We start from the raw sequence: 19,810 nt of genomic DNA on the forward strand, positions 1-19,810 counted from the left end.
GTCCCCTTCGTCTAGAGGCCTAGGACACCGCCCTTTCACGGCGGTAACAGGGGTTCGAATCCCCTAGGGGATACCAATTTTAATCAAGGTTTATCGAAACTTTGATTAAAGACAATAAACCACCTCAAGGTGGTTTTTTTGTGTCTGAATTTTGAATATTAAATCGAGATCTCCCCGATTCATTTGCGAGTCATACGCTCCGAGTTATTTGCCGAATTTACCCACCAATTCAAACCACCTAAATAAAAATAAATAATGCTTCGAAAGGCTTACTTAGTGTGGTGAAGTCATTCTGTTCAATCGTGTGATAAGAATTATTTAAGTGTTTTCCTGCTTAACCTTGCGCTAATCCAGAGCTAAAACTCACCTTTCGGATTGTTCAGTGTGTTGGCACTTTGAATGCTGCCACTTTCAATACTGATAAGTTGAATCGTTAATCGCGATTTATCTCTTATTTCCAATCGTTCAACGAGTGAAGTTTGAAGTGAGCCGTTCACACGGTAGCCATTGTAATAGATGAATCGTGTATCGTTGCGGTGAATATGAGCGCGAGAAGAGTGAAGCTTTGCGGGAAGAGGGCAGAATTAGGCGGAAACTTATTTGAGATAAAAAAAGCGGCACTCACTGCTGAGTGTCGCTTTTCGTTATTTAACCTTTGGTTTAGTCTACACCTAAGAATCCACCGGTTTGGTGGGCCCATAATTGAGCATAAATCCCGCCTGCGGCGATGAGTTCATGGTGCGTGCCTTGCTCAACGACTCGGCCTTGATCTAATACAATTAACCTGTCCATCGCGGCAATAGTAGAAAGTCGATGGGCAATCGCGATCACTGTCTTGCCTTGCATTAATTCATATAAACTTTCTTGAATGGCGGCTTCGACTTCAGAATCTAGCGCAGATGTGGCTTCATCAAGCAGTAAAATAGGCGCATTTTTTAATAAAACCCGCGCGATGGCGATACGTTGCCTTTGGCCGCCAGAGAGTTTTACGCCACGTTCACCCACTTGGGCATCTAAGCCATGATTACCGTTAGGATCACTGAGTTCCTGAATAAAGTCATAGGCTTGAGCTTGTTTAATCGCGCGATCAAGTTGCTCTTCACTGGCACTGGGATTGCCGTAAAGAATATTCTCGCGAATGGTGCGGTGCAAGAGGGAGGTATCTTGGGTCACCATGCCAATTTGCGAACGCAGTGAATCTTGCATAACCATCTTGATGTCTTGGTCGTCAATATTAATCTGACCTTTTTCAACATCGTAGAATCGCATTAGTAGATTCACTAGGGTCGATTTACCCGCGCCAGAACGCCCTACTAAGCCAACTTTTTCACCTGCTTTAATATTCAGATTCAGATCTTCAATCACGCCAGTCTGCTCACCGTAATGGAAACACACTTGGTTGAAATCAATCTTGCCATGATTGACGACCAGCGCCTTGGCGTTTGGCTCATCTTGGATGATCGTTGTTTTCGATAAGGTGTTCATTCCATCGGTAACCGTGCCGATATTTTCGAATAACGAACTGATTTCCCACATTATCCACTGTGACATGCCGTTTAAGCGCAGTGCTAAACTGACCGCAATGGCGATGGCGCCGACCGTGATTGCGCTATCGGTCCATAGGGCTATCGATACTGCTGCAATACTAAAGGCCAACAGATAGTTGATGATTTGCACGCTGACGCTGATGCCCGTCACTAAGCGCATTTGGCGATAAACCGTGTCTAAAAATATCCGCATACTGGATTTGGCGTATTCGGCTTCTTTTTGCGTGTGGGCGAATAGCTTCACTGTGGTGATGTTGGTATAGCTGTCGACGATACGGCCTGTCATGGTTGAGCGCGCATCGGCTTGCTCGGTAGAGACACTTTTTAGTCTAGGCACAAAGTACCATTGCAGACCAACATACAGTGCAAGCCAGACGAGCATAGGTATGACTAAGCGCAGATCAGCGCTGGCAATCATCACCAGCATTGAGGTGAAATACACTAAAATGTATACCAACACATCGAGCAATTTCATCACAGTTTCGCGCACGGCTAAGGATGTTTGCATCACTTTCGTGGCGATTCTACCAGCAAAATCATCTTGATAAAACGATACACTTTGTTTTAGCAAATAACGGTGTGCAAGCCAGCGGATCGACATAGGATAATTGCCGAGCAAGGTTTGATGCATGATAAGCGCATGCAGTAATACCAATATTGGCATCACAATTATCACCATACCTCCCATCAGCATTAAGGTCGTGCCTTCGTCTTGGAATAACGTTTCGGGATTTTTTTTCACAAGCCAATCAACTAATTGGCCCATGAACCCGAACAGTGACACTTCAAGCATGGCCAGCATGGCGGTCAGCACTGACATTAAGATCAGCGGCAGTTCGTAGCCCTTAGTGTAGTGGCGACAAAAAGCATAAACCCCTGTGGGTGGTTTAGTGGGTTCATCATCGGGTAGGGCTTCAACCCAGGATTCAAATCGTTTAAACATGAATTAACTCTATGGTGAGATAAAAAATAGTCGGCTCTAGCATATAGGATTTCATGCCCTAAAAGCATTGAAATGATTGAGTTCCGTTTTCCGCTAGTGCTATATGCTAGTTTTACGTAAAGTAATGAACAAGAAATTAATTGTGAGCGAATATTGTCGGGCGTGATGAAAAATGAGTACAGATAGAGCGTCTGAGAGTGCAAATAAGCGTGATGAAATAGATTCGGTGCATTCGCTGGAGTCCAGTTCGGGGCAACTTTCTGCGTCCATTTGCCGTGAAGCGAGGATGAGCCGTGATCCGCGGTTTGATGGTAAGTTTTTTGTGGGCGTCTTAACAACGGGCATTTATTGCCGAACTGTGTGTCCCGCCGTCGCGCCAAAAGAGCAAAATGTGCGTTATTTTGATTCGGCCGTGAAAGCTGCACAGGCAGGATTACGCCCGTGTTTACGTTGTCGGCCCGACAGTGCGCCGGGATCGAATCCTTGGAAGGGGACTGGCACAACATTAGCGAGGGCCATTAGTTTAATCGAAGCGGGCGCCTTAGCGGGAAAATCATCGGGAGAGCCAGCCTCGACAGTAACACAATTGGCTGACAGATTAGGGATCAGCAGTCGTTATCTCAATAAGCTCTTTACCGAAGGCTTTGGCACTTCGCCAAAACAATATGCCTTATATCGGCAGTTACTGTTTGCTAAACAATTATTGCACCAAACCCAATTACCCATCACTCAAGTCGCGATGGCGGCGGGTTTCAACAGTATTCGCCGTTTCAATGAGGCGTTTAAGCAAACCTTGCAATTGACGCCGACGCAGTTAAGAAAGAGTGCATTAACCAAAGCGGCAAAGGAGTCCATGAGTGAGCCATCAACAGGATTAGGTGAGATTGATACTATGGGTGAATTTGTGCCGCACTATGGATTAACCTTGTATCAGTATTATCGGCCGCCATTGGATTGGGCATCACAGCTGGCGTTTTATCGATTACGTGCGGTAACAGGGATGGAATGGTTCGCGCTGCAGACGAGTCATCCACAAGTGAGCGATGCTGCTCAGGTTACTGATGATACCCACGTTGCCGCTAAAGCCAAAGCTGGCGATAATGGGCTCGAATATGGTCGCTGTTTTGCCCTAGGTAAGATGCGCGGCACAGTGCACATTATCCATGAGCCTAAGCTAAATCGCTTCAAACTCGCGATAATGTTGACCGAAGACTCTCCTGTCGATGAGCTGCAATTGCTGGTCACTGAAGTGCGACGCATTTTAGATCTCGATGCGGATATGCTGCAGATTGAACAAGGCTTAAGTGCGCTACCAAGTTTAGGATTAACACCGTTTTCGGGATTACGCATTCCCGGTGCAGGCTCCTTATTTGAGGCGGCCTGCCGTGCGATTTTAGGCCAGCAAGTGACGGTAGTGCAGGCGACTAAGCTACTTAATCAATTAGTTGAAGCCTATGGCGAGCGCTTTAGTCTCAATGGTTGCGAGTATCGTTTATTTCCTACACCCGAGGTCATTCGTGAGGCGAGTCTAACAGAGCTAAAAATGCCCGGCGCTCGTAAGTTAGCCCTCAATGCGCTCGCGGCGTTTATCTGTGATCATCCTGAGGCGAGTGTCGATGATTGGCTCAGCGTTAAGGGCATAGGTCCTTGGACAATCGCGTATGCTAAGCTCCGTGGTTTGGGCGATCCCAATGTGTTTTTGCATACCGATTTGATTGTTAAAAAGCATTTACTTGCTTTGTATGGCAAGACCCATAGGCTAGAAGAAGCCGCTGCGGGTGCAGTCAACTACCCGCAGCTGTGCCAGCAACTGAGTCAAGAAATCGCGCCTTGGGGCAGTTATTTAACTTTTCAGCTTTGGCATCAATAGCGACTAAAACGATCTAAGTTGAAGACATAAATAGAGAGATAAATTATGAAACATGCGATTCGTCAATTGAGCCAAGCGCCGAGTATTGCTGCGTATCAGCCCTGTGCCGTAGATACTTTTATGAGTCCTGCCGGAATATTGCAGTTAAATGCCAATGCCTATGGGCTGAGTCATTTAACGGTTGTCGGCTCGGATCGCACTGAGATTGAGCTTGCTAAGGTGAGTGAGGATGTCCTCAATCAAGCTAAGGCGCATATTAGTGAAACTCAAGTGCAGCTCGCGCGTTATTTTGCAGGTGAACTGATTGAATTTAATGTAAAGCTCGCACCTAAAGGCACTGAATTTCAGCGTGAAGTTTGGCAAGCTTTGCTCAATGTAGATTATGGTCAGAGCTGCAGCTATGGGCAGATTGCCGAGCAAATTGGTCGGCCTAAGGCGGTGCGCGCCGTGGGCGCGGCCAATGGTGCGAATCCGATTGCGATTATCGTGCCTTGCCATAGAGTGATAGGCAAAAATGGCAAGTTAACGGGTTACGCCTATGGGCTTGCGATGAAACAGCAGTTATTAACGCTGGAAACTGCCAAGCATTGCCTCGATATTTAAGCTAGAATAGCCGCCTATTAAGATATTGGTGAGCAGTTAAACTTTCTATGACTCAGGCTTCTTCCTCTGCGGCAAGCTTTGCCCAACTCGGCATTATTGCACCTTTGCTAAATCGATTAACCGAATTAGCGTATGTTTCGCCTACACCAGTACAGGCGGCGACGATCCCCGCTGTGCTTGCGGGGCGCGATGTGTTAGCCGGTGCTAATACGGGCTCGGGTAAAACGGCAGCCTTTGCCGTGCCGCTGTTGCAACAACTTGTTGACGCAAAAACAGAGGATAAGACAGGCGCTTGTGTTCGTTGTTTGGTCTTAGTCCCAACCCGTGAATTAGCACAACAAGTCGCTGACAGCTTTTTATCCTATGCCTCACATCTCAATGGCAAGCTAAAAATTGTGGCTGCGTTTGGCGGTGTGTCGGTGAATGCGCAAATGCAGAGTCTACGCTCTGGTGCCGACGTACTCGTAGCAACGCCGGGTCGTTTGTTAGATCTGTTGTCCAGTAATGCCATCAAACTCAATCGTGTCAGCGCCTTAGTGCTAGATGAAGCTGACCGCATGTTAAGCCTTGGTTTTACTGAAGAATTAGCTCAAGTGCTCGACGCTTTGCCCGTCAAGAAACAAACCTTATTATTCTCTGCGACATTCCCTGAAGAAGTCCGTGAGTTAACGGCAAAACTGCTTAATAATCCACTTGAATATCAATTGCAAAGTGAGCAAGAAAGCACGATTCATCAACGGGTGATTACGGTTAATCGTCCGATGAAAACCGCATTATTGGCGCATCTGATTAAAGAACATCAGTGGTCACAGGCGTTGATCTTCGTGAGTGCTAAAAATACTTGTAATCACTTAGCGCAAAAGCTGTCTAAACGTGGGATCACAGCCGAAGTGTTCCATGGCGATAAAGCCCAAGGTGCGCGTACGCGGGTGCTCGATGGCTTTAAAAATGGTGAGATCAGTGTGTTAATTGCGACCGATATTGCCGCCCGTGGTATCGATATCGATAAACTGCCTGTGGTGATCAACTTTGATTTACCACGAAGCCCTGCAGATTATATGCATCGTATTGGCCGTAGTGGCCGCGCCGGTGAAGCAGGCTTGGCCGTGACCTTGATTTCCCATGAGGATTATCACCACTTTGGCGTGATAGAGAAAAAGAACAAACTTAAGTTAGTGCGTGAGCAAATTGTCGGTTTTGAAGCCGATGATGAAATGCCAGCCGAACTGTTAGAACAAGCTAAACCTGTCGCCAAGCCTGAAGGTATGGGTAAAAAAAAACGTAAACAGTTACCGCCTGCCAATGCTGAATTTTGGGGTAAAAAATCTTAAGTCGTTGGAAACAAGCTATTCTTAGCTTATCTCTGGCGTTCCTTGTCATCTCACTTGTCGTAGGTAAGGTTTATGCAACACTTATTCTGGTTAGTTGAAGGTAAAGTCGCAGGGCGCAGTGGCCCTAATAAAGATCCTTGGGATTTACAAGCGCTCAAAGAGGCCGGTATTGGTGCCATTCTGTCGGTCAATGGGGGCGAGGGCTGCGAGCCGAGTGCGTTTAAGCAGCTTGATTTACGTTACGAATGTATTCCCTTTTCGCGCAATGTGCCGCCCCAAGATGGGGATGTGGCGATTTGTGTCGCTCAGTTGCCCAAGGCACTCGCTTTTATTCAGCAATGTGAAGCCGATGAGCTGCCTGTAGTGATCCATTGTCGCTCTGGCAAGGATCGCACCAGTCTTATCATGGCCTATTACTTGATGGTCAATGGTGCTGCGCCATTACATGCGGTGAGCCAAGTTCGTAATATTCGCGATATCGCTTTTACTGCCGAAGGTTGGGATCAATTTGCCTTTGATGTCTTGTATGCATTACAAGACTAAGCACTTGTCGGCGATTGGCGTCGAACCTATTAATAAATAGGTAATAATAGTTTCATTCGTTTGACCTTAGTCATCAAAATTTTACTGTGTTAAGGTTAAGCTATCCGAAGGTTGTTTTTAGTGAGTTATTTATCTAATTATGAAAAGTAAGGCAAGTCAGTCACAGGGATTACTACTGTTTCGGTTATCACAGACTCAAGTGTTTGCCTTAGGCACGTTGAAAGTGCGTGAGCTGGTGCCGTACACACAGCTAAGCAAAATTCCCCAATCTCATCCGACGATTCTTGGCGCTTCAACGATTCGTGGCCATACGATTCCTATCATAGATATGGCGGCTGCGATTGGCTATCGGCCGATAGCCCCTGAAGAGCGCGAAAAATGCTACATCATCATCACTGACTGTCAGCGGATGATCATTGGCTTTTTAGTGCGTGGTATCGATAAGATTATTGAATGTAATTGGCGCGATATTGAGGCGCCTTCTGCCAATTTGGGTAAGAATGCCTACTTGACTGGCGTGACTCGTTTTGAGGACCAGTTAGTACAATTACTCGATGTTGAGTTATTGCTGTCGAAAATTTTCCCGAATAACCCACAGGCAAATCGGGCAATCTTGACCGATGTGCAGCGTGAGAAACTCAAACCCATGAATATCCTGTTAGTGGATGATTCTAAGGTGGCACGTAAACAGTTATCCGACGCCCTTGATATGATCAACATCCCTTATCGAGTGACCGCCGACGGTAAAGAAGCCTTAGTCATGATGGAACAAGCGGCACTAGAGCATCACCCCATAGATATTCTAGTGAGTGATATCGAGATGCCGGGACTTGATGGTTACGAACTGGCATTTGAGGTGCGTGATAATCCACTGACTGCCAAGGCATACATCATTTTACACACGTCTTTATCCAGCGAAATAAGCGTGAGTCAGGCCCACCAAGTGGGGGCAAATGAAGCGCTGACTAAGTTCGATGCCCACGAGTTGATTGATGCCATGTTGCGTGGTGCCGATTTAGCCATGAAGCAGCGCCAATAAGGCGCTTGTTAGTTTTTTGTATGCTTTTTGCGGGACAAGGGTAATTTAGTTAGCTTATTTCCCCGCAAAACTAGACAAGTCTAGTCACATCCTATAAAAACCTTATTGGCCTCATTTCCGAAGGTGCGCGTTGGGGATCTCAACCGAAATATAATAACGACAGGTTAAACCATGAAACAAGAATCATCATTATTAGCTAAGTTGGCTAATGGTAGTCTCGTATTACAAATCTTATTAGGGATTATCGCTGGTGTGGTGTTAGCGAGTTTTTCACCCGATAGCGCAAAAGATATCGCCTTCTTAGGCAGTTTATTTGTTGGAGCACTAAAAGCGATTGCTCCAATACTGGTATTTATCTTAGTTGCATCGTCGATTGCCAATCAAAAGAAAAATACGCAAACCAATATGCGCCCAATTGTGATCCTGTATTTATTGGGGACCTTTGCCGCGGCGTTAACTGCTGTGATTTTAAGCTCTATTTTCCCCACAACTTTAGTTTTGGTTGCTGGTGTGGAAGGCACAAGTCCTCCACAAGGTATTGGTGAAGTGATCAATACCTTATTATTTAAACTGGTTGATAATCCAGTGAATGCGTTAATGACGGGCAACTATATTGGTATTCTTGCTTGGGGTGTGGGTTTAGGTTTAGCCTTACATCATGCTAGCGATTCGACTAAGCAAGTATTTGCCGACATGAGCCACGGCATTTCGCAAATGGTGCATTTCATTATTCGTTTAGCACCTATTGGTATTTTTGGTTTAGTTGCTGCGACGTTTGCTGAAACCGGTTTTGCCGCAATTGCGGGTTATGCGCAGTTATTGGCTGTGTTATTAGGTGCGATGGCTATTATTGCGTTAATCGTTAATCCTTTAATTGTTTACGTGAAGATTAAACGTAATCCCTATCCGTTGGTATTTCGTTGTTTGCGTGAAAGTGGCGTGACGGCATTTTTTACCCGCTCGAGTGCGGCGAATATTCCGGTGAATATGGCGCTGTGTGAAAAATTAAATCTGCATGAAGACACTTATTCAGTCTCTATTCCCTTAGGTGCCACCATCAATATGGGCGGCGCGGCGATCACTATTACGGTATTGACCTTAGCTGCGGCGCATACCTTAGGCATTCAAGTCGATTTACTCACCGCATTGTTATTGAGCGTTGTAGCCGCTATTTCGGCTTGCGGCGCCTCGGGTGTGGCGGGTGGTTCATTACTGTTGATCCCACTGGCTTGTAGCTTGTTTGGTATTTCTAATGATGTCGCCATGCAAGTAGTCGCTGTCGGCTTTATTATTGGTGTGGTTCAAGATGCTGCCGAAACCGCATTGAACAGCTCAACTGACGTTATCTTTACCGCTGCTGCTTGTGAAGCCGCTGAGAATAAAGCTAAACTGAGTTAACGAGTGCTGTTATTCGTATTGAAAAGTATTATGGAAGCAGTCACTTAGGTGGCTGCTTTTTTTATGGGAGTCGTTATGATCTTTTTTGATTTTAGAGTGCTAGATGCCGCAAAGCCCTGGTATGGAATAAATGACACTGTGATGGGTGGTTTGTCCCGCAGTAAGATGACGGTGTCACCTTTAGGCTATGGTGAGTTTAGCGGTCATGTGTCACTGGCAAATGGCGGTGGGTTTGCTTCAGTGCGTTGTGAGTTTAACCCTATAGATGTCAGTGGGTTTACTGGGATCTATGTCGAACTCGATGGCGACCGACCTAAAGACTATAAAGTGAATTTAAAGGATATCGACACACCCCAAAGCACGGTTTATCAAGCGCCTATGCCCGCGCCCAGTCATCAAACGTTTGGCGTGAGTGGCGCTAGAGTCTTGAATTGGCAGCGGATAGAAATTCCCTTCAGTGACTTCTTGCCCCAATGTCGGGGTAAACCGATTTCCCGAGTGGCAATAGATTTAAGCCAAGTCTGTAGTCTAGGACTAGTGATTGGTGCCCAGCAGAGTGGTGATTTTTCTTTGAAAATCAAAGAAATTGGCTACTATTAGCGTTTATAGTTGGTTTCTTATCATGATTTTTTGCCCCTAATTGCTTGTCCCTTATTGTTTGCTATTGATGGTGCGGGCATCTCTAGGCTTCATTTAAGAAAAAGGATAAGGCCGAGGCACTTATCCTTATGGTGGGCAGGGCAAAGTTGTGAGTTTGGCGAAAGCTGCTACTTATGCGCCTACAATCCCTAAGGGTTTGGCCGTTTGCCACGCGCCGCGGGTAAAATCTGGGAAGGTGACTGAGTTACTGCGGTCATTGACTGAATGTTCACTTAAGATATTCACCACCGACCAAGACGCACCATCGTACACATCCTGATCTAAGGCCTCGCCATTGCGCAGGCAATAAATCATGCGCCATAACATCACAAAATCCATGCCGCCGTGGCCGCCGTTAATCTCAGCTTCTTTGCCTATGCGCTGCCACAGAGGGTGATCATATTTGTCATACCACTTTTGCATGTCCATATCCCACTCGTGGTAACTTTGACCAAAGCCACCATTTTCGACGGCGATACGATTCGGGAAGCCGGCAAACACGCCATTTGTCCCTTGGATCAAATTGTGGCGACTGTAAGGTCTTGGGCTCGTCGTGTCATGCTGTACCATGATGGTCCGGCCCTTAACGGTTTTAATCAGGCTGGTATTGATATCGCCATTGATGTACTTGAGCTGATTACGCTCATGATCGGCGGGGAATTCACGTTTAGCATAGAGCGCACGGCCAAGAGCGGGTGAACTCATCGAGGTTAGATAATCAAATCTATCACCGCGGTTGATGTTCATATACTGGGATACTGGCCCTAAACCGTGGGTCGGGTACAAGTTACCGTTGCGCTTGGTATGCCAATAAGTCCGCCATGAGCCCGTCTTATGGTCTATTTCCTTCATCTGCCAACGTAGCTCGTGGATATAAGCGGCTTCACCGTGGAGCAGCTCACCAAACACACCTTGGCGTACCATGTTGAGAACCATAAGTTCTTCACGGCCGTAGTTGACGTTTTCCATCATCATGCAGTTTTTCTGAGTGCGTTCGGCGGTATCTACAATTTGCCAGCATTCCTCTACTGTGAGTGCTAACGGTACTTCGACAAAGGCATGTTTACCGCTTTCCATCGTCTCTATCGCCATAGGTGCGTGCCATTCCCATGGAGTAGAAATGATCACAATATCAATATCATCGCGGCTTAAGAGATCGCGATAGCTCAGGTCATTACCTGTATAGACAGCCGGTTTTGGCCGATTCTGTTTAACGATATGATCCACGGCTCTGTCCAGCACCGCTAGGTGAGTATCACAAATAGCTTTAAGTTCAACGCCTTCTAAATGACAGAATTGCTCGACATGGCTAAAGCCACGCTCGCCAACACCGATAAAGCCAACTCGAACCACGTCCATCTTGGGTGCTATGAGTCCGATAACGGATTTACCCGCTTGCGGTTTAGGGGCAACACTACTGGCGTAGGCGTTGAGGGCAATATTGGCTGTGACGAGTCCGGCGGTAGCTGCACCCGCTGCTTTAAGAAAGTGACGACGATGAATGTTATGCATAGCGCTTCCTGCTTTATTTTTGTTTTGTAGGGATATTGAAATATCACTTGGTCTTATTTGTGCGGTAATTCACTTATGGGTTATATCAGAAACCCTATTAAAATTGGCAATAAAAGATGTAACAAACCTCATTCATCTAGGAGGATAAGTCTTTTAGCTGCCTTTACTTTAGCGATAAGTAAATAGTGATAAAGATCGCGTTTTTATTTTTAGATTGAGCTACACTGCCGATTAATTAGTCAAAGGTATTTATCTTTTATATTTTAAATATTTAGCAAATTTAAATTAACCAAAAAATTACATTTGACGGGCGATTTGAAGTAATTTGCTGCTGTGGGGAGTAAAGAGTTAAATGGGTTCTATGCTTAATGTACTACCACAACTGACATTCACTTTAGGTGATTGGGTATTGCATAAGGATATCAGGATGTCTGGGATTGAAAAACGCCGTCGCCTTCATTGGCGGGAGACAGATATGCAAAATCGTGAAATTATAGGTCGTTGGTTAGATGGGCGTCCTTTATTGGGTGACAAAATTACCCTCTATAAAGAAGACGATAAATATTTTTTAGAAACTTGGTTTAGCGATGGCTGCCATAGTTTAGATGAAGTCTATATGACGCAAACTCCTGAGGGCCATAAGCTGGAAGATGTTGGCGGCAATTTCTTTGGTGAATTTTTTATCGTGACATCGTCGCAGCAATTACAATTTTGTAATGAGCAGGGCTGTTATTTCCAAGCAGAAAAATTAGCGGCTGATGTCGATTTTGGTCAAGGTATACGCGTCGCTTAAACGACGACAGTCGAATCTGTAAATAACTAAGGTCGCACGATAGCTAAGAGCTAAGTCGCGACCTTTTGCTTTTATGGAATTGTAGCGAGTGGCTTAAGTTATTCAGTAAATGGATGTTTACTGCTAAAAAACAGCGGTTTACCCGAATAGGGATGGGTCAAACTTAAGCTTTGTGCATGTAAACATAAACGCGGTTTGGCCTTGATAACCTCGGCATCACCATAAAACTCATCACCCAAAATCGCATGGCCTAGGGCAAGCATATGCACACGCAATTGATGGGTGCGGCCTGTTTCTGGCGAAAGCTCGACTAAGGTGCTGTTTTCTCGGCGCTCTAATACACGGTAGTGAGTGAGGGCGCTTTTGCCGCCAGTCTCTCCCGCCTGTAGCGTTTTTTGATAGGGCGGATGTTCAGTGTCTGGCACTATCGCGAGGTCAATAATCCCCTGATCTTGCAGCACATGTCCCATCACTTCGGCAATATAGACTTTCTTACTCTGTCTATCTTGAAACTGTGTTTTTAAATGCGACTCCGCTTTTTTATTACGGGCGAACACCATAATTCCCGAGGTCGCGCAGTCGAGCCTATGCACTAAAATCGTTTCTGGATAAAGGGCTTGTAAGCGGGTTAACGCGCAATCGAAGGTGTGAGCCGCTCGACCCGGATTAGATAATAATCCCGAAGGTTTATTGATTATAATCAGATCTCTATCTTTATAGCGTATGTCTAGCCAAGGAACTGCTGGGGGCTGGTAATCAAATATCTGCATCTTGTCCTCATTTTTGCGCGGCCATACTAGCAAAATTTACGCAGGCACACAGCATAATCTCATGCTTGCTTATTCTTAGAGGGGTGAGGGCAAATATTCTGTAGGTGTCTTACGGCTCCAAATACGGGTATAAGCCATCAGCTGCGGATAAAAAGTGCGGAACGCGGTTTCGATTTCTATCTGCATTTTATTGACGACTTTATGGGCATCTTTAAACAGTGCGGCTTGCGGATGCTGTTTGGCCACCTGTGCTAAGGCTTGTTGTAATCCTTTTTCGGTGGTGTAGCTGCCTAGCCAATCGGCGCTGCGCATTGTGGGCAAGAGTGTACATAATGCCTCTGGATGGTATGGATCAACGCCTTGCGTGGCGAAAGCATCTAACGCGTCATAGGCCTTGCTGCTGAATTCATCCAAGGGTTGGTGGTGATATTCTTCCCAATAGTAAGCTAAATAGTGATCGAAACTCACCGCCATGAGTTCTGCTGCTATGCTTCTTAAGGGCGCAGGGAAAGCTTCCATTAATTCAATCGTCAATTCATGGCTGGCGCAAAGGGTATTAATCTCTTGGTTTAGCCATAAGGCTTGGCGTAACTCAATTGGAGCTTGTGCAATTGGCGCTTGAATATAGTTACCTGCTACGTTGGCAGCAAGGTGGGTTTTACTGATGTCGGCGAGATGTAAGTGTGTAAGAAAGTTCATTATTTGTGCTTGGTTAACCACGTCGGTTCACGGTATCATGCACAAGCGCGCTTAGGAAAGCGCCGAAGCTAAAAATGCAGTATTTTTTCACTTTTTATTGATAATGACATTTGATTCGCCGTGAATAATTATGGCTGACTTCAACGTTGACATAGTAATCAATATGGGAAAAGTGAAATAAAATCAATAACCTTTTTTAGGATCATGGATGATGTGGAACTGGTTCACCAAAATGCTTGGTAAAGACGAGCAGCAGAAGCGCAAAAAAGTGCTAATAGAAATCCCCTTTGAACAACACCGTTTCAGCATGGATGACTTTAGTCGCTCGCGGCTAAAATTCGATGCCGATGGCAATCTGCCCCAAGATGGCATCAATCCAGTGGAACCCGAGCAAGAAGTGGACACTGGCAATAAGTAATCTTGATCTTATTGGCCTCTAACCATAGACTAGCCGCCGTTCTAAGCTATCTAGAGGCCAATATGCGCGTTGCAGACTTTTCTTTCGATCTCCCCGATGAGCTGATCGCTCGTTATCCTATGGCGCAGCGTAATGCATCCCGTCTGTTAACCTTAGACGGCAACTCTGGCGCGTTAGGTGACAAGCAGTTTACCGATTTGCTGGGGATGATTAATCCCGGTGATTTAATGGTGTTCAACAATACCCGAGTGATCCCCGCGCGCATGTTTGGTCAAAAGGCCAGTGGCGGTAAGTTAGAAATTTTAGTTGAGCGTATGCTCGATGATAAGCGCATCCTCGCTCATGTTCGTAGCTCTAAATCCCCTAAAGTGGATTCGTTAATCCATCTCGATGGTGGCTATCAGATGAAGATGGTCGCCCGCCACGATACCTTGTTTGAACTTGAGCTGTTATCAGAGTTAACCATCTTAGAAGTGCTTGAAGCAGTAGGGCACATGCCTTTGCCTCCTTATATCGATAGACCCGATGAAGATGCCGACAAAGAGCGCTATCAAACCGTGTATAACCAAAACCCTGGTGCAGTTGCCGCGCCAACGGCGGGTTTGCATTTTGACGATGCCATGCTCGATGCATTAAAAGCCAAGGGCGTGAATGTCGCGTTTGTGACCTTGCATGTGGGCGCGGGAACATTTCAGCCAGTGCGTGTCGATACTATTCTTGAACACAAGATGCATTCCGAGTGGGCGAATGTGCCGCAGGATGTGGTTGATTTAATCGCGCAAACCAAAGCTGCGGGTAAACGTGTGGTGGCCGTAGGGACGACGTCAGTGCGCTCCTTAGAAAGTGCGGCACGCGCAAGCCTTGGCGAGCTCAAAGCTTTTAGCGGCGATACCGATATCTTTATTTACCCAGGTTATGAATTCCAAGTGGTCGATGCTATGGTGACAAATTTTCATCTACCTGAATCAACTTTGATCATGCTAGTTAGTGCTTTTGCCGGTTTTGATCATGTTATGGCGGCGTATCAACATGCTATCACGCAAAAATATCGCTTCTTTAGCTATGGCGATGCGATGTTTGTGACGAAAAAAGCCCACTAGACCAAGATTTTGTTTTAAAATAGCCGCCCAAAGTGAGATGGTGCGGCAATTTTTTTCGTTAAAAGATTGAACCTTTTAACACTGTCCCCATCTCTATTGTTAATCAAAATGGCATTAGCCATTAAAAATGTAGTCAGACTGTTTATCTGGCGAGGTGAATTATGAAATTTGAATTAGACACTACCGACGGGCGTGCGCGCCGTGGTCGGTTAATTTTTGATCGTGGCACAGTAGAAACCCCCGCTTTTATGCCGGTAGGAACCTACGGCACAGTGAAAGGCATGACACCGGAAGAAGTACGTGCCACTGGCGCGGATATTTTGCTCGGTAACACTTTCCATTTATGGTTGCGCCCAGGCGAAGAAATCATGCGTAAGCACGGTGACTTGCATGACTTTATGAACTGGCAGCGTCCTATTTTAACTGACTCGGGCGGTTTCCAAGTGTTTAGTCTTGGCGATATCCGTAAGATCACCGAAGAAGGTGTGCATTTCCGTTCGCCCATTAATGGGGAAAAAATCTTCTTAGATCCTGAAAAATCAATGCAAATTCAAGATGCATTGGGCAGTGATGTGGTGATGATTTTTGACGAATGTACCCCGTATCCTGCCACCGAAGATGAAGCGCGCAAGTCAATGCAGATGTCTTTGCGTTGGGCGAGACGTTCGCGTGATGAATTTGACCGTTTAGAGAACCCTAACTCACTCTTCGGTATTATTCAGGGCGGTGTATATGAAGATTTACGCGACGAAAGCTTAAAAGGCTTAGTCGATATTGGTTTCGACGGTTATGCCGTCGGTGGTTTGGCCGTAGGTGAGCCTAAAGCAGATATGCATCGCATTCTTGAGCATATTTGCCCGCAAATTCCTGCAGACAAACCTCGCTATCTGATGGGGGTCGGTAAACCAGAAGATTTAGTTGAAGGTGTACGTCGTGGTGTTGACATGTTTGACTGTGTGATGCCAACCCGTAATGCCCGCAACGGTCATCTGTTTACGAGTGAAGGTGTGATCAAAATACGCAATGCGCGTCATAGAGATGACACGTCACCACTTGATACTAAGTGTGATTGTTATACCTGTAAAAATTATTCACGGGCGTATCTTTACCACTTAGATCGTTGTAATGAGATTCTGGGTGCGCGTTTAAACACCATTCACAACTTGAGATACTATCAAATGTTAATGGAAGGTTTGCGCGGTGCGATTGAGACGGGTACATTAGACGCCTTTGTGGCGGACTTCTATACCAGTCAAGGTCGCGAAGTACCAGAGTTAGTCGATTGATTTTTTGCTAATAAGAAGAGAAAAACTATGTTTATTTCAAATGCATATGCAAGCGCTGCCGGCGCACCACAAGGTGGCGGCACGATGGAACTGATTTTCATGCTGGCGATTTTCGGCCTGATTTTCTATTTCATGATTTTCCGTCCGCAATCAAAACGCGTTAAAGAGCACAAAAATCTGATGTCTTCATTAGGCAAAGGCGATGAAGTGTTAACCAGTGGTGGGATTTTAGGCAAGATTGCAAAAATCAGCGACGAAAGCGATTACGTGTTACTGAGCTTGAACGACACAACACAAATCACGATCAAAAAAGACTATATTGCAGCTGTATTGCCTAAGGGCTCTATCCAGTCGTTGTAAGCCAAGAGGGCTCAGGCGTGTTAAATAAATACCCAATGTGGAAAAACATTATGGTGATGCTCGTCATCGCCATAGGTTGTTTCTATGCCGTACCTAACCTTTTTGGTGAAGATCATGCGGTGCAAGTGGTGGCGACTCGAGGTGCTGAAGTAACAGCATCTACCCAAGCCAGTGTGAACGAGCTGTTAGCCAGTAAGAGCATTGCGGTAAAGCGCTCTGAGCTTGAAAAAGGTCAGTTGTTGGTCCGTTTGCAAAATGCGGATCAACAGCTACTGGCGAAAGAACTGATTGCTGACAGCTTAGGTGACAAGTTTACTGTGGCACTTAACTTAGCGCCTGCGACGCCTAAGTGGCTCGAGTCCATGGGTGGTAGCCCAATGAAACTCGGTCTTGACCTTCGCGGTGGTGTGCATTTCCTCATGGAAGTGGACATGGGCGAAGCGATTCGTAAGATGGAAGAAGCTAAAGTCGCTGATTTCCGTTCACAATTACGTGAAGAAACCATTCGTTATGCTGGTATTCGTGTTAATGCCACTGGAATTGAAATCAAGTTCCGTGATGCTGAAAACTTAGCGACTGCCGAGCGTTTTCTTAAGACTCGCAATAAAGATATGGTGTTCACCGACGCTAGCCGTGGCGAAGATTTCGCGCTGCAAGCTGTGATGAGTGAAGCTTATCTAAAGCAGATTAAAGAAGAAGCACTGCAACAAAACATTACTACCATTCGTAACCGTGTTAACGAGTTAGGTGTGGCTGAGCCTGTAGTACAACGTCAAGGCGCCGAGCGCATTATCGTTGAGCTGCCAGGTGTGCAAGATACGGCTCGCGCTAAGGAAATCTTAGGTGCAACCGCATCAATTGAATTCCACATGGTGGATGACAAAGCCGATCCGAATGCTGCGCAATCAGGCCGTGTACCTGCAGGTTCTGAAGTGTATCAGCGCCGCGAAGGTGGCACTGTGATATTGAAGAAAGAAGTGATGTTGACGGGTGATCATATCACTGGCGCGCAACCTAGCTTTGACCAGTACAGTCGTCCTCAGGTCAGTATTAACCTCGACGCTAAAGGCGGTACCATTTTCTCTGACGTGACTAAAGACAACATAGGCAAGCCTATGGCGACTTTGTTCATCGAATATAAAGACAGTGGTGATCGCAATGCCGATGGCAGCGTTAAGATGCAGAAAATCCAAGAAGTGATTTCTGTTGCGACCATTCAAGCCCGTTTAGGCCGTAACTTTGTGATCACTGGCTTAAGTCATGGTGAAGCACAAAACCTTGCGTTATTACTGCGTGCGGGTGCCTTGATTGCTCCTGTATCAATTGTTGAAGAACGTACCATTGGTCCAAGCTTAGGTGCTGAAAATATTCAAAGCGGTGTGCAAGCTATGGTATGGGGTATGGCGGTTGTCTTACTCTTTATGTTGGTTTACTACCGTAGCTTTGGGCTTATTGCTAACTTGGCTTTAACCGCAAACTTAGTCATGGTTGTGGGCGTTATGTCTATGATCCCTGGCGCTGTGTTAACCCTACCTGGTATTGCCGGTATGGTATTGACGGTCGGTATGGCGGTTGACGGCAACGTGCTGATTTATGAGCGTATTCGTGAAGAGCTTCGTGCCGGACGTAGCGTACAGCAGGCAATCCATGAAGGTTATGGTAATGCTTTCTCAACTATCGCCGATGCAAACATCACCACCTTCATCACTGCGCTCATTTTGTTTGCCGTAGGTACTGGTGCGATTAAAGGCTTCGCTGTGACCTTAATGATAGGTATTGCGACTTCTATGTTTACCGCCATCGTGGGTACTCGCTCAATCGTTAACGCGATTTGGGGTGGTAAGCGCGTGAAGACTCTGTCTATCTAAGGGGAAGTGACAATGATTGAAGTTTTATCCTTAAAACATACAGTAAACTTCCTCCGCCATGCACTGCCTATTAGCATTATGTCGGCAGTGTTAGTGCTGGGCTCGCTGGTATCGCTCGCAACTAATGGCGTTAACTGGGGTCTTGATTTCACTGGCGGTACTGTTGTTGAAATGGAGTTTACTCAGCCGGTTGATTTGAATGCACTGCGTGTGCAACTGACGACGCCAGATTCCGAAGGTGCGATCGTGCAAAACTTCGGTTCTAGCCGTGACGTACTTGTACGTTTACAGGTGAAAGAAGGCGTTAAGAGCGATGTGCAGGTTAAGTCTGTCATGGAAGCCGCGCAGAAAGTTGACCCACAAGTGCAGCAGAAGCGTGTTGAGTTTGTTGGCCCACAAGTGGGTAAAGAACTGGCAGAGCAAGGTGCATTGGCGGTATTAGTCGCGCTGATTTGTATCATGATCTATGTGTCGTTTCGTTTCGAATGGCGCTTAGCGTTTGGTTCTGTAGCGGCACTGGCGCACGATGTCATCGTGACCTTAGGGGTGTTTTCGTTATTTCAATTGGAATTTGACTTGACCGTATTGGCGGGTTTGTTGACGGTGGTGGGTTACTCACTCAACGATACTATTGTGGTATTTGACCGTATCCGTGAGAACTTCCTTAAGCTGCGTAAGAGCGATCCTGAAGAAATAGTTAACATTTCAATCACTCAAACTATGAGCCGTACCATTATTACAACGGGCACGACTTTGGTGACTGTTGTGGCCTTGTTCCTTAAGGGCGGCACTATGATCCATGGCTTTGCGACTGCATTGCTGTTGGGGATTTTTGTGGGTACTTATTCCTCTATCTATGTGGCGAGCTTCTTGGCCGTTAAACTGGGTATCAATCGTGAACACATGATGCCAGTTGAGATTGAGAAAGAAGGCGCAGACCAACCTCCTATGATGCCTTAAAGGTTAATTTAGAGTTAAAAAGCCACCGACGAGGTGGCTTTTTTTTGCATCGATTTTGAGACGTATCTGACATTCTGCTAGCAAACTCACAAAGTTATAGTCAGTTATGCTGTAAAAAGTGAATGTTAATT

Annotated in this window: 18 protein-coding genes and 1 tRNA gene; 15 read left to right on the forward strand and 4 right to left on the reverse strand. The window is 46.0% G+C overall.

Annotation, left to right across the window (positions count from 1 at the left end):
- Positions 1 to 76 (forward strand) — tRNA-Glu (locus GWI56_RS09435).
- A gap of 584 nt (positions 77 to 660) precedes the next feature.
- On the opposite strand, the gene GWI56_RS09440 is transcribed toward GWI56_RS09435, so the two are convergent.
- Positions 661 to 2,490, reverse strand: a complete 1,830-nt coding sequence (locus GWI56_RS09440; protein WP_113941006.1) for an ABC transporter ATP-binding protein — start codon at positions 2,488 to 2,490, stop codon at positions 661 to 663.
- 172 nt (positions 2,491 to 2,662) lie between these two features.
- Here GWI56_RS09440 and GWI56_RS09445 point away from each other — a divergent pair, with 172 nt between their 5' ends.
- The 7 genes from GWI56_RS09445 (at position 2,663) to GWI56_RS09475 (ending at position 9,874) form a co-directional block, all read left to right on the forward strand.
- Entirely contained in the window at positions 2,663 to 4,360 is a 1,698-nt protein-coding gene (locus GWI56_RS09445; RefSeq protein WP_198572750.1) for an Ada metal-binding domain-containing protein, read from the forward strand.
- A gap of 45 nt (positions 4,361 to 4,405) precedes the next feature.
- Positions 4,406 to 4,963 (forward strand): methylated-DNA--[protein]-cysteine S-methyltransferase, encoded by a 558-nt coding sequence (locus GWI56_RS09450; RefSeq protein ID WP_198572751.1) that lies wholly within the window; start codon positions 4,406 to 4,408, stop codon positions 4,961 to 4,963.
- Positions 4,964 to 5,010: 47 nt separating this feature from the next.
- Positions 5,011 to 6,294: a DEAD/DEAH box helicase gene (locus GWI56_RS09455; protein WP_113941008.1), complete on the forward strand. Its 1,284-nt coding sequence runs from the start codon at positions 5,011 to 5,013 to the stop codon at positions 6,292 to 6,294.
- A gap of 72 nt (positions 6,295 to 6,366) precedes the next feature.
- Positions 6,367 to 6,837, forward strand: a complete 471-nt coding sequence (locus GWI56_RS09460) for a dual specificity protein phosphatase family protein (protein WP_028761083.1) — start codon at positions 6,367 to 6,369, stop codon at positions 6,835 to 6,837.
- Positions 6,838 to 6,976: 139 nt separating this feature from the next.
- Positions 6,977 to 7,876, forward strand: a complete 900-nt coding sequence (locus GWI56_RS09465) for a chemotaxis protein CheV (RefSeq protein WP_028761082.1) — start codon at positions 6,977 to 6,979, stop codon at positions 7,874 to 7,876.
- Between the two features lie 171 nt (positions 7,877 to 8,047).
- Entirely contained in the window at positions 8,048 to 9,274 is a 1,227-nt protein-coding gene (sstT, locus tag GWI56_RS09470) for a serine/threonine transporter SstT (protein ID WP_028761081.1), read from the forward strand.
- Between the two features lie 75 nt (positions 9,275 to 9,349).
- Positions 9,350 to 9,874: a CIA30 family protein gene (locus GWI56_RS09475; RefSeq protein WP_198572752.1), complete on the forward strand. Its 525-nt coding sequence runs from the start codon at positions 9,350 to 9,352 to the stop codon at positions 9,872 to 9,874.
- A 171-nt stretch (positions 9,875 to 10,045) separates the two neighbouring features.
- Here the strand turns inward: GWI56_RS09475 and GWI56_RS09480 are convergent, their stop codons facing one another.
- Positions 10,046 to 11,425, reverse strand: a complete 1,380-nt coding sequence (locus GWI56_RS09480) for a Gfo/Idh/MocA family oxidoreductase (RefSeq protein ID WP_198572753.1) — start codon at positions 11,423 to 11,425, stop codon at positions 10,046 to 10,048.
- 352 nt (positions 11,426 to 11,777) lie between these two features.
- Here GWI56_RS09480 and GWI56_RS09485 point away from each other — a divergent pair, with 352 nt between their 5' ends.
- Positions 11,778 to 12,218: a hypothetical protein gene (locus tag GWI56_RS09485; RefSeq protein WP_131523165.1), complete on the forward strand. Its 441-nt coding sequence runs from the start codon at positions 11,778 to 11,780 to the stop codon at positions 12,216 to 12,218.
- A gap of 98 nt (positions 12,219 to 12,316) precedes the next feature.
- Here GWI56_RS09485 and GWI56_RS09490 read toward each other — a convergent pair whose 3' ends face one another.
- Together GWI56_RS09490 and GWI56_RS09495 are read right to left on the reverse strand one after the other, a co-directional pair.
- Entirely contained in the window at positions 12,317 to 12,988 is a 672-nt protein-coding gene (locus GWI56_RS09490) for a pseudouridine synthase (RefSeq protein ID WP_028761077.1), read from the reverse strand.
- A 75-nt stretch (positions 12,989 to 13,063) separates the two neighbouring features.
- Positions 13,064 to 13,687 carry an acyl carrier protein phosphodiesterase gene (locus GWI56_RS09495; RefSeq protein WP_198572754.1) on the reverse strand — a complete coding sequence of 208 codons (624 nt, stop codon included), beginning with the start codon at positions 13,685 to 13,687 and terminating at the stop codon, positions 13,064 to 13,066.
- A 208-nt stretch (positions 13,688 to 13,895) separates the two neighbouring features.
- Here GWI56_RS09495 and GWI56_RS09500 point away from each other — a divergent pair, with 208 nt between their 5' ends.
- From GWI56_RS09500 to secF, 6 genes are all read left to right on the forward strand, one after another.
- Positions 13,896 to 14,105 carry a hypothetical protein gene (locus GWI56_RS09500; RefSeq protein ID WP_131523167.1) on the forward strand — a complete coding sequence of 70 codons (210 nt, stop codon included), beginning with the start codon at positions 13,896 to 13,898 and terminating at the stop codon, positions 14,103 to 14,105.
- Between the two features lie 62 nt (positions 14,106 to 14,167).
- Entirely contained in the window at positions 14,168 to 15,205 is a 1,038-nt protein-coding gene (queA, locus tag GWI56_RS09505) for a tRNA preQ1(34) S-adenosylmethionine ribosyltransferase-isomerase QueA (protein ID WP_198572755.1), read from the forward strand.
- Between the two features lie 161 nt (positions 15,206 to 15,366).
- Complete coding sequence (gene tgt, locus GWI56_RS09510; protein WP_006082277.1) at positions 15,367 to 16,491, forward strand: tRNA guanosine(34) transglycosylase Tgt; 1,125 nt, start codon at positions 15,367 to 15,369, stop codon at positions 16,489 to 16,491.
- Positions 16,492 to 16,518: 27 nt separating this feature from the next.
- Positions 16,519 to 16,851, forward strand: coding sequence for a preprotein translocase subunit YajC (gene yajC / locus GWI56_RS09515; protein WP_007649452.1), 333 nt, complete (start codon positions 16,519 to 16,521; stop codon positions 16,849 to 16,851).
- Between the two features lie 17 nt (positions 16,852 to 16,868).
- Positions 16,869 to 18,719 (forward strand): protein translocase subunit SecD, encoded by a 1,851-nt coding sequence (gene secD / locus GWI56_RS09520; RefSeq protein ID WP_173496405.1) that lies wholly within the window; start codon positions 16,869 to 16,871, stop codon positions 18,717 to 18,719.
- A gap of 12 nt (positions 18,720 to 18,731) precedes the next feature.
- Entirely contained in the window at positions 18,732 to 19,679 is a 948-nt protein-coding gene (gene secF / locus GWI56_RS09525) for a protein translocase subunit SecF (protein WP_198572756.1), read from the forward strand.
- The last annotated feature ends 131 nt before the right edge of the window (positions 19,680 to 19,810 follow it).

The sequence above is a fragment of the Shewanella sp. DW31 genome (assembly GCF_015767295.1).
Classification (GTDB): domain Bacteria; phylum Pseudomonadota; class Gammaproteobacteria; order Enterobacterales; family Shewanellaceae; genus Shewanella; species Shewanella oncorhynchi.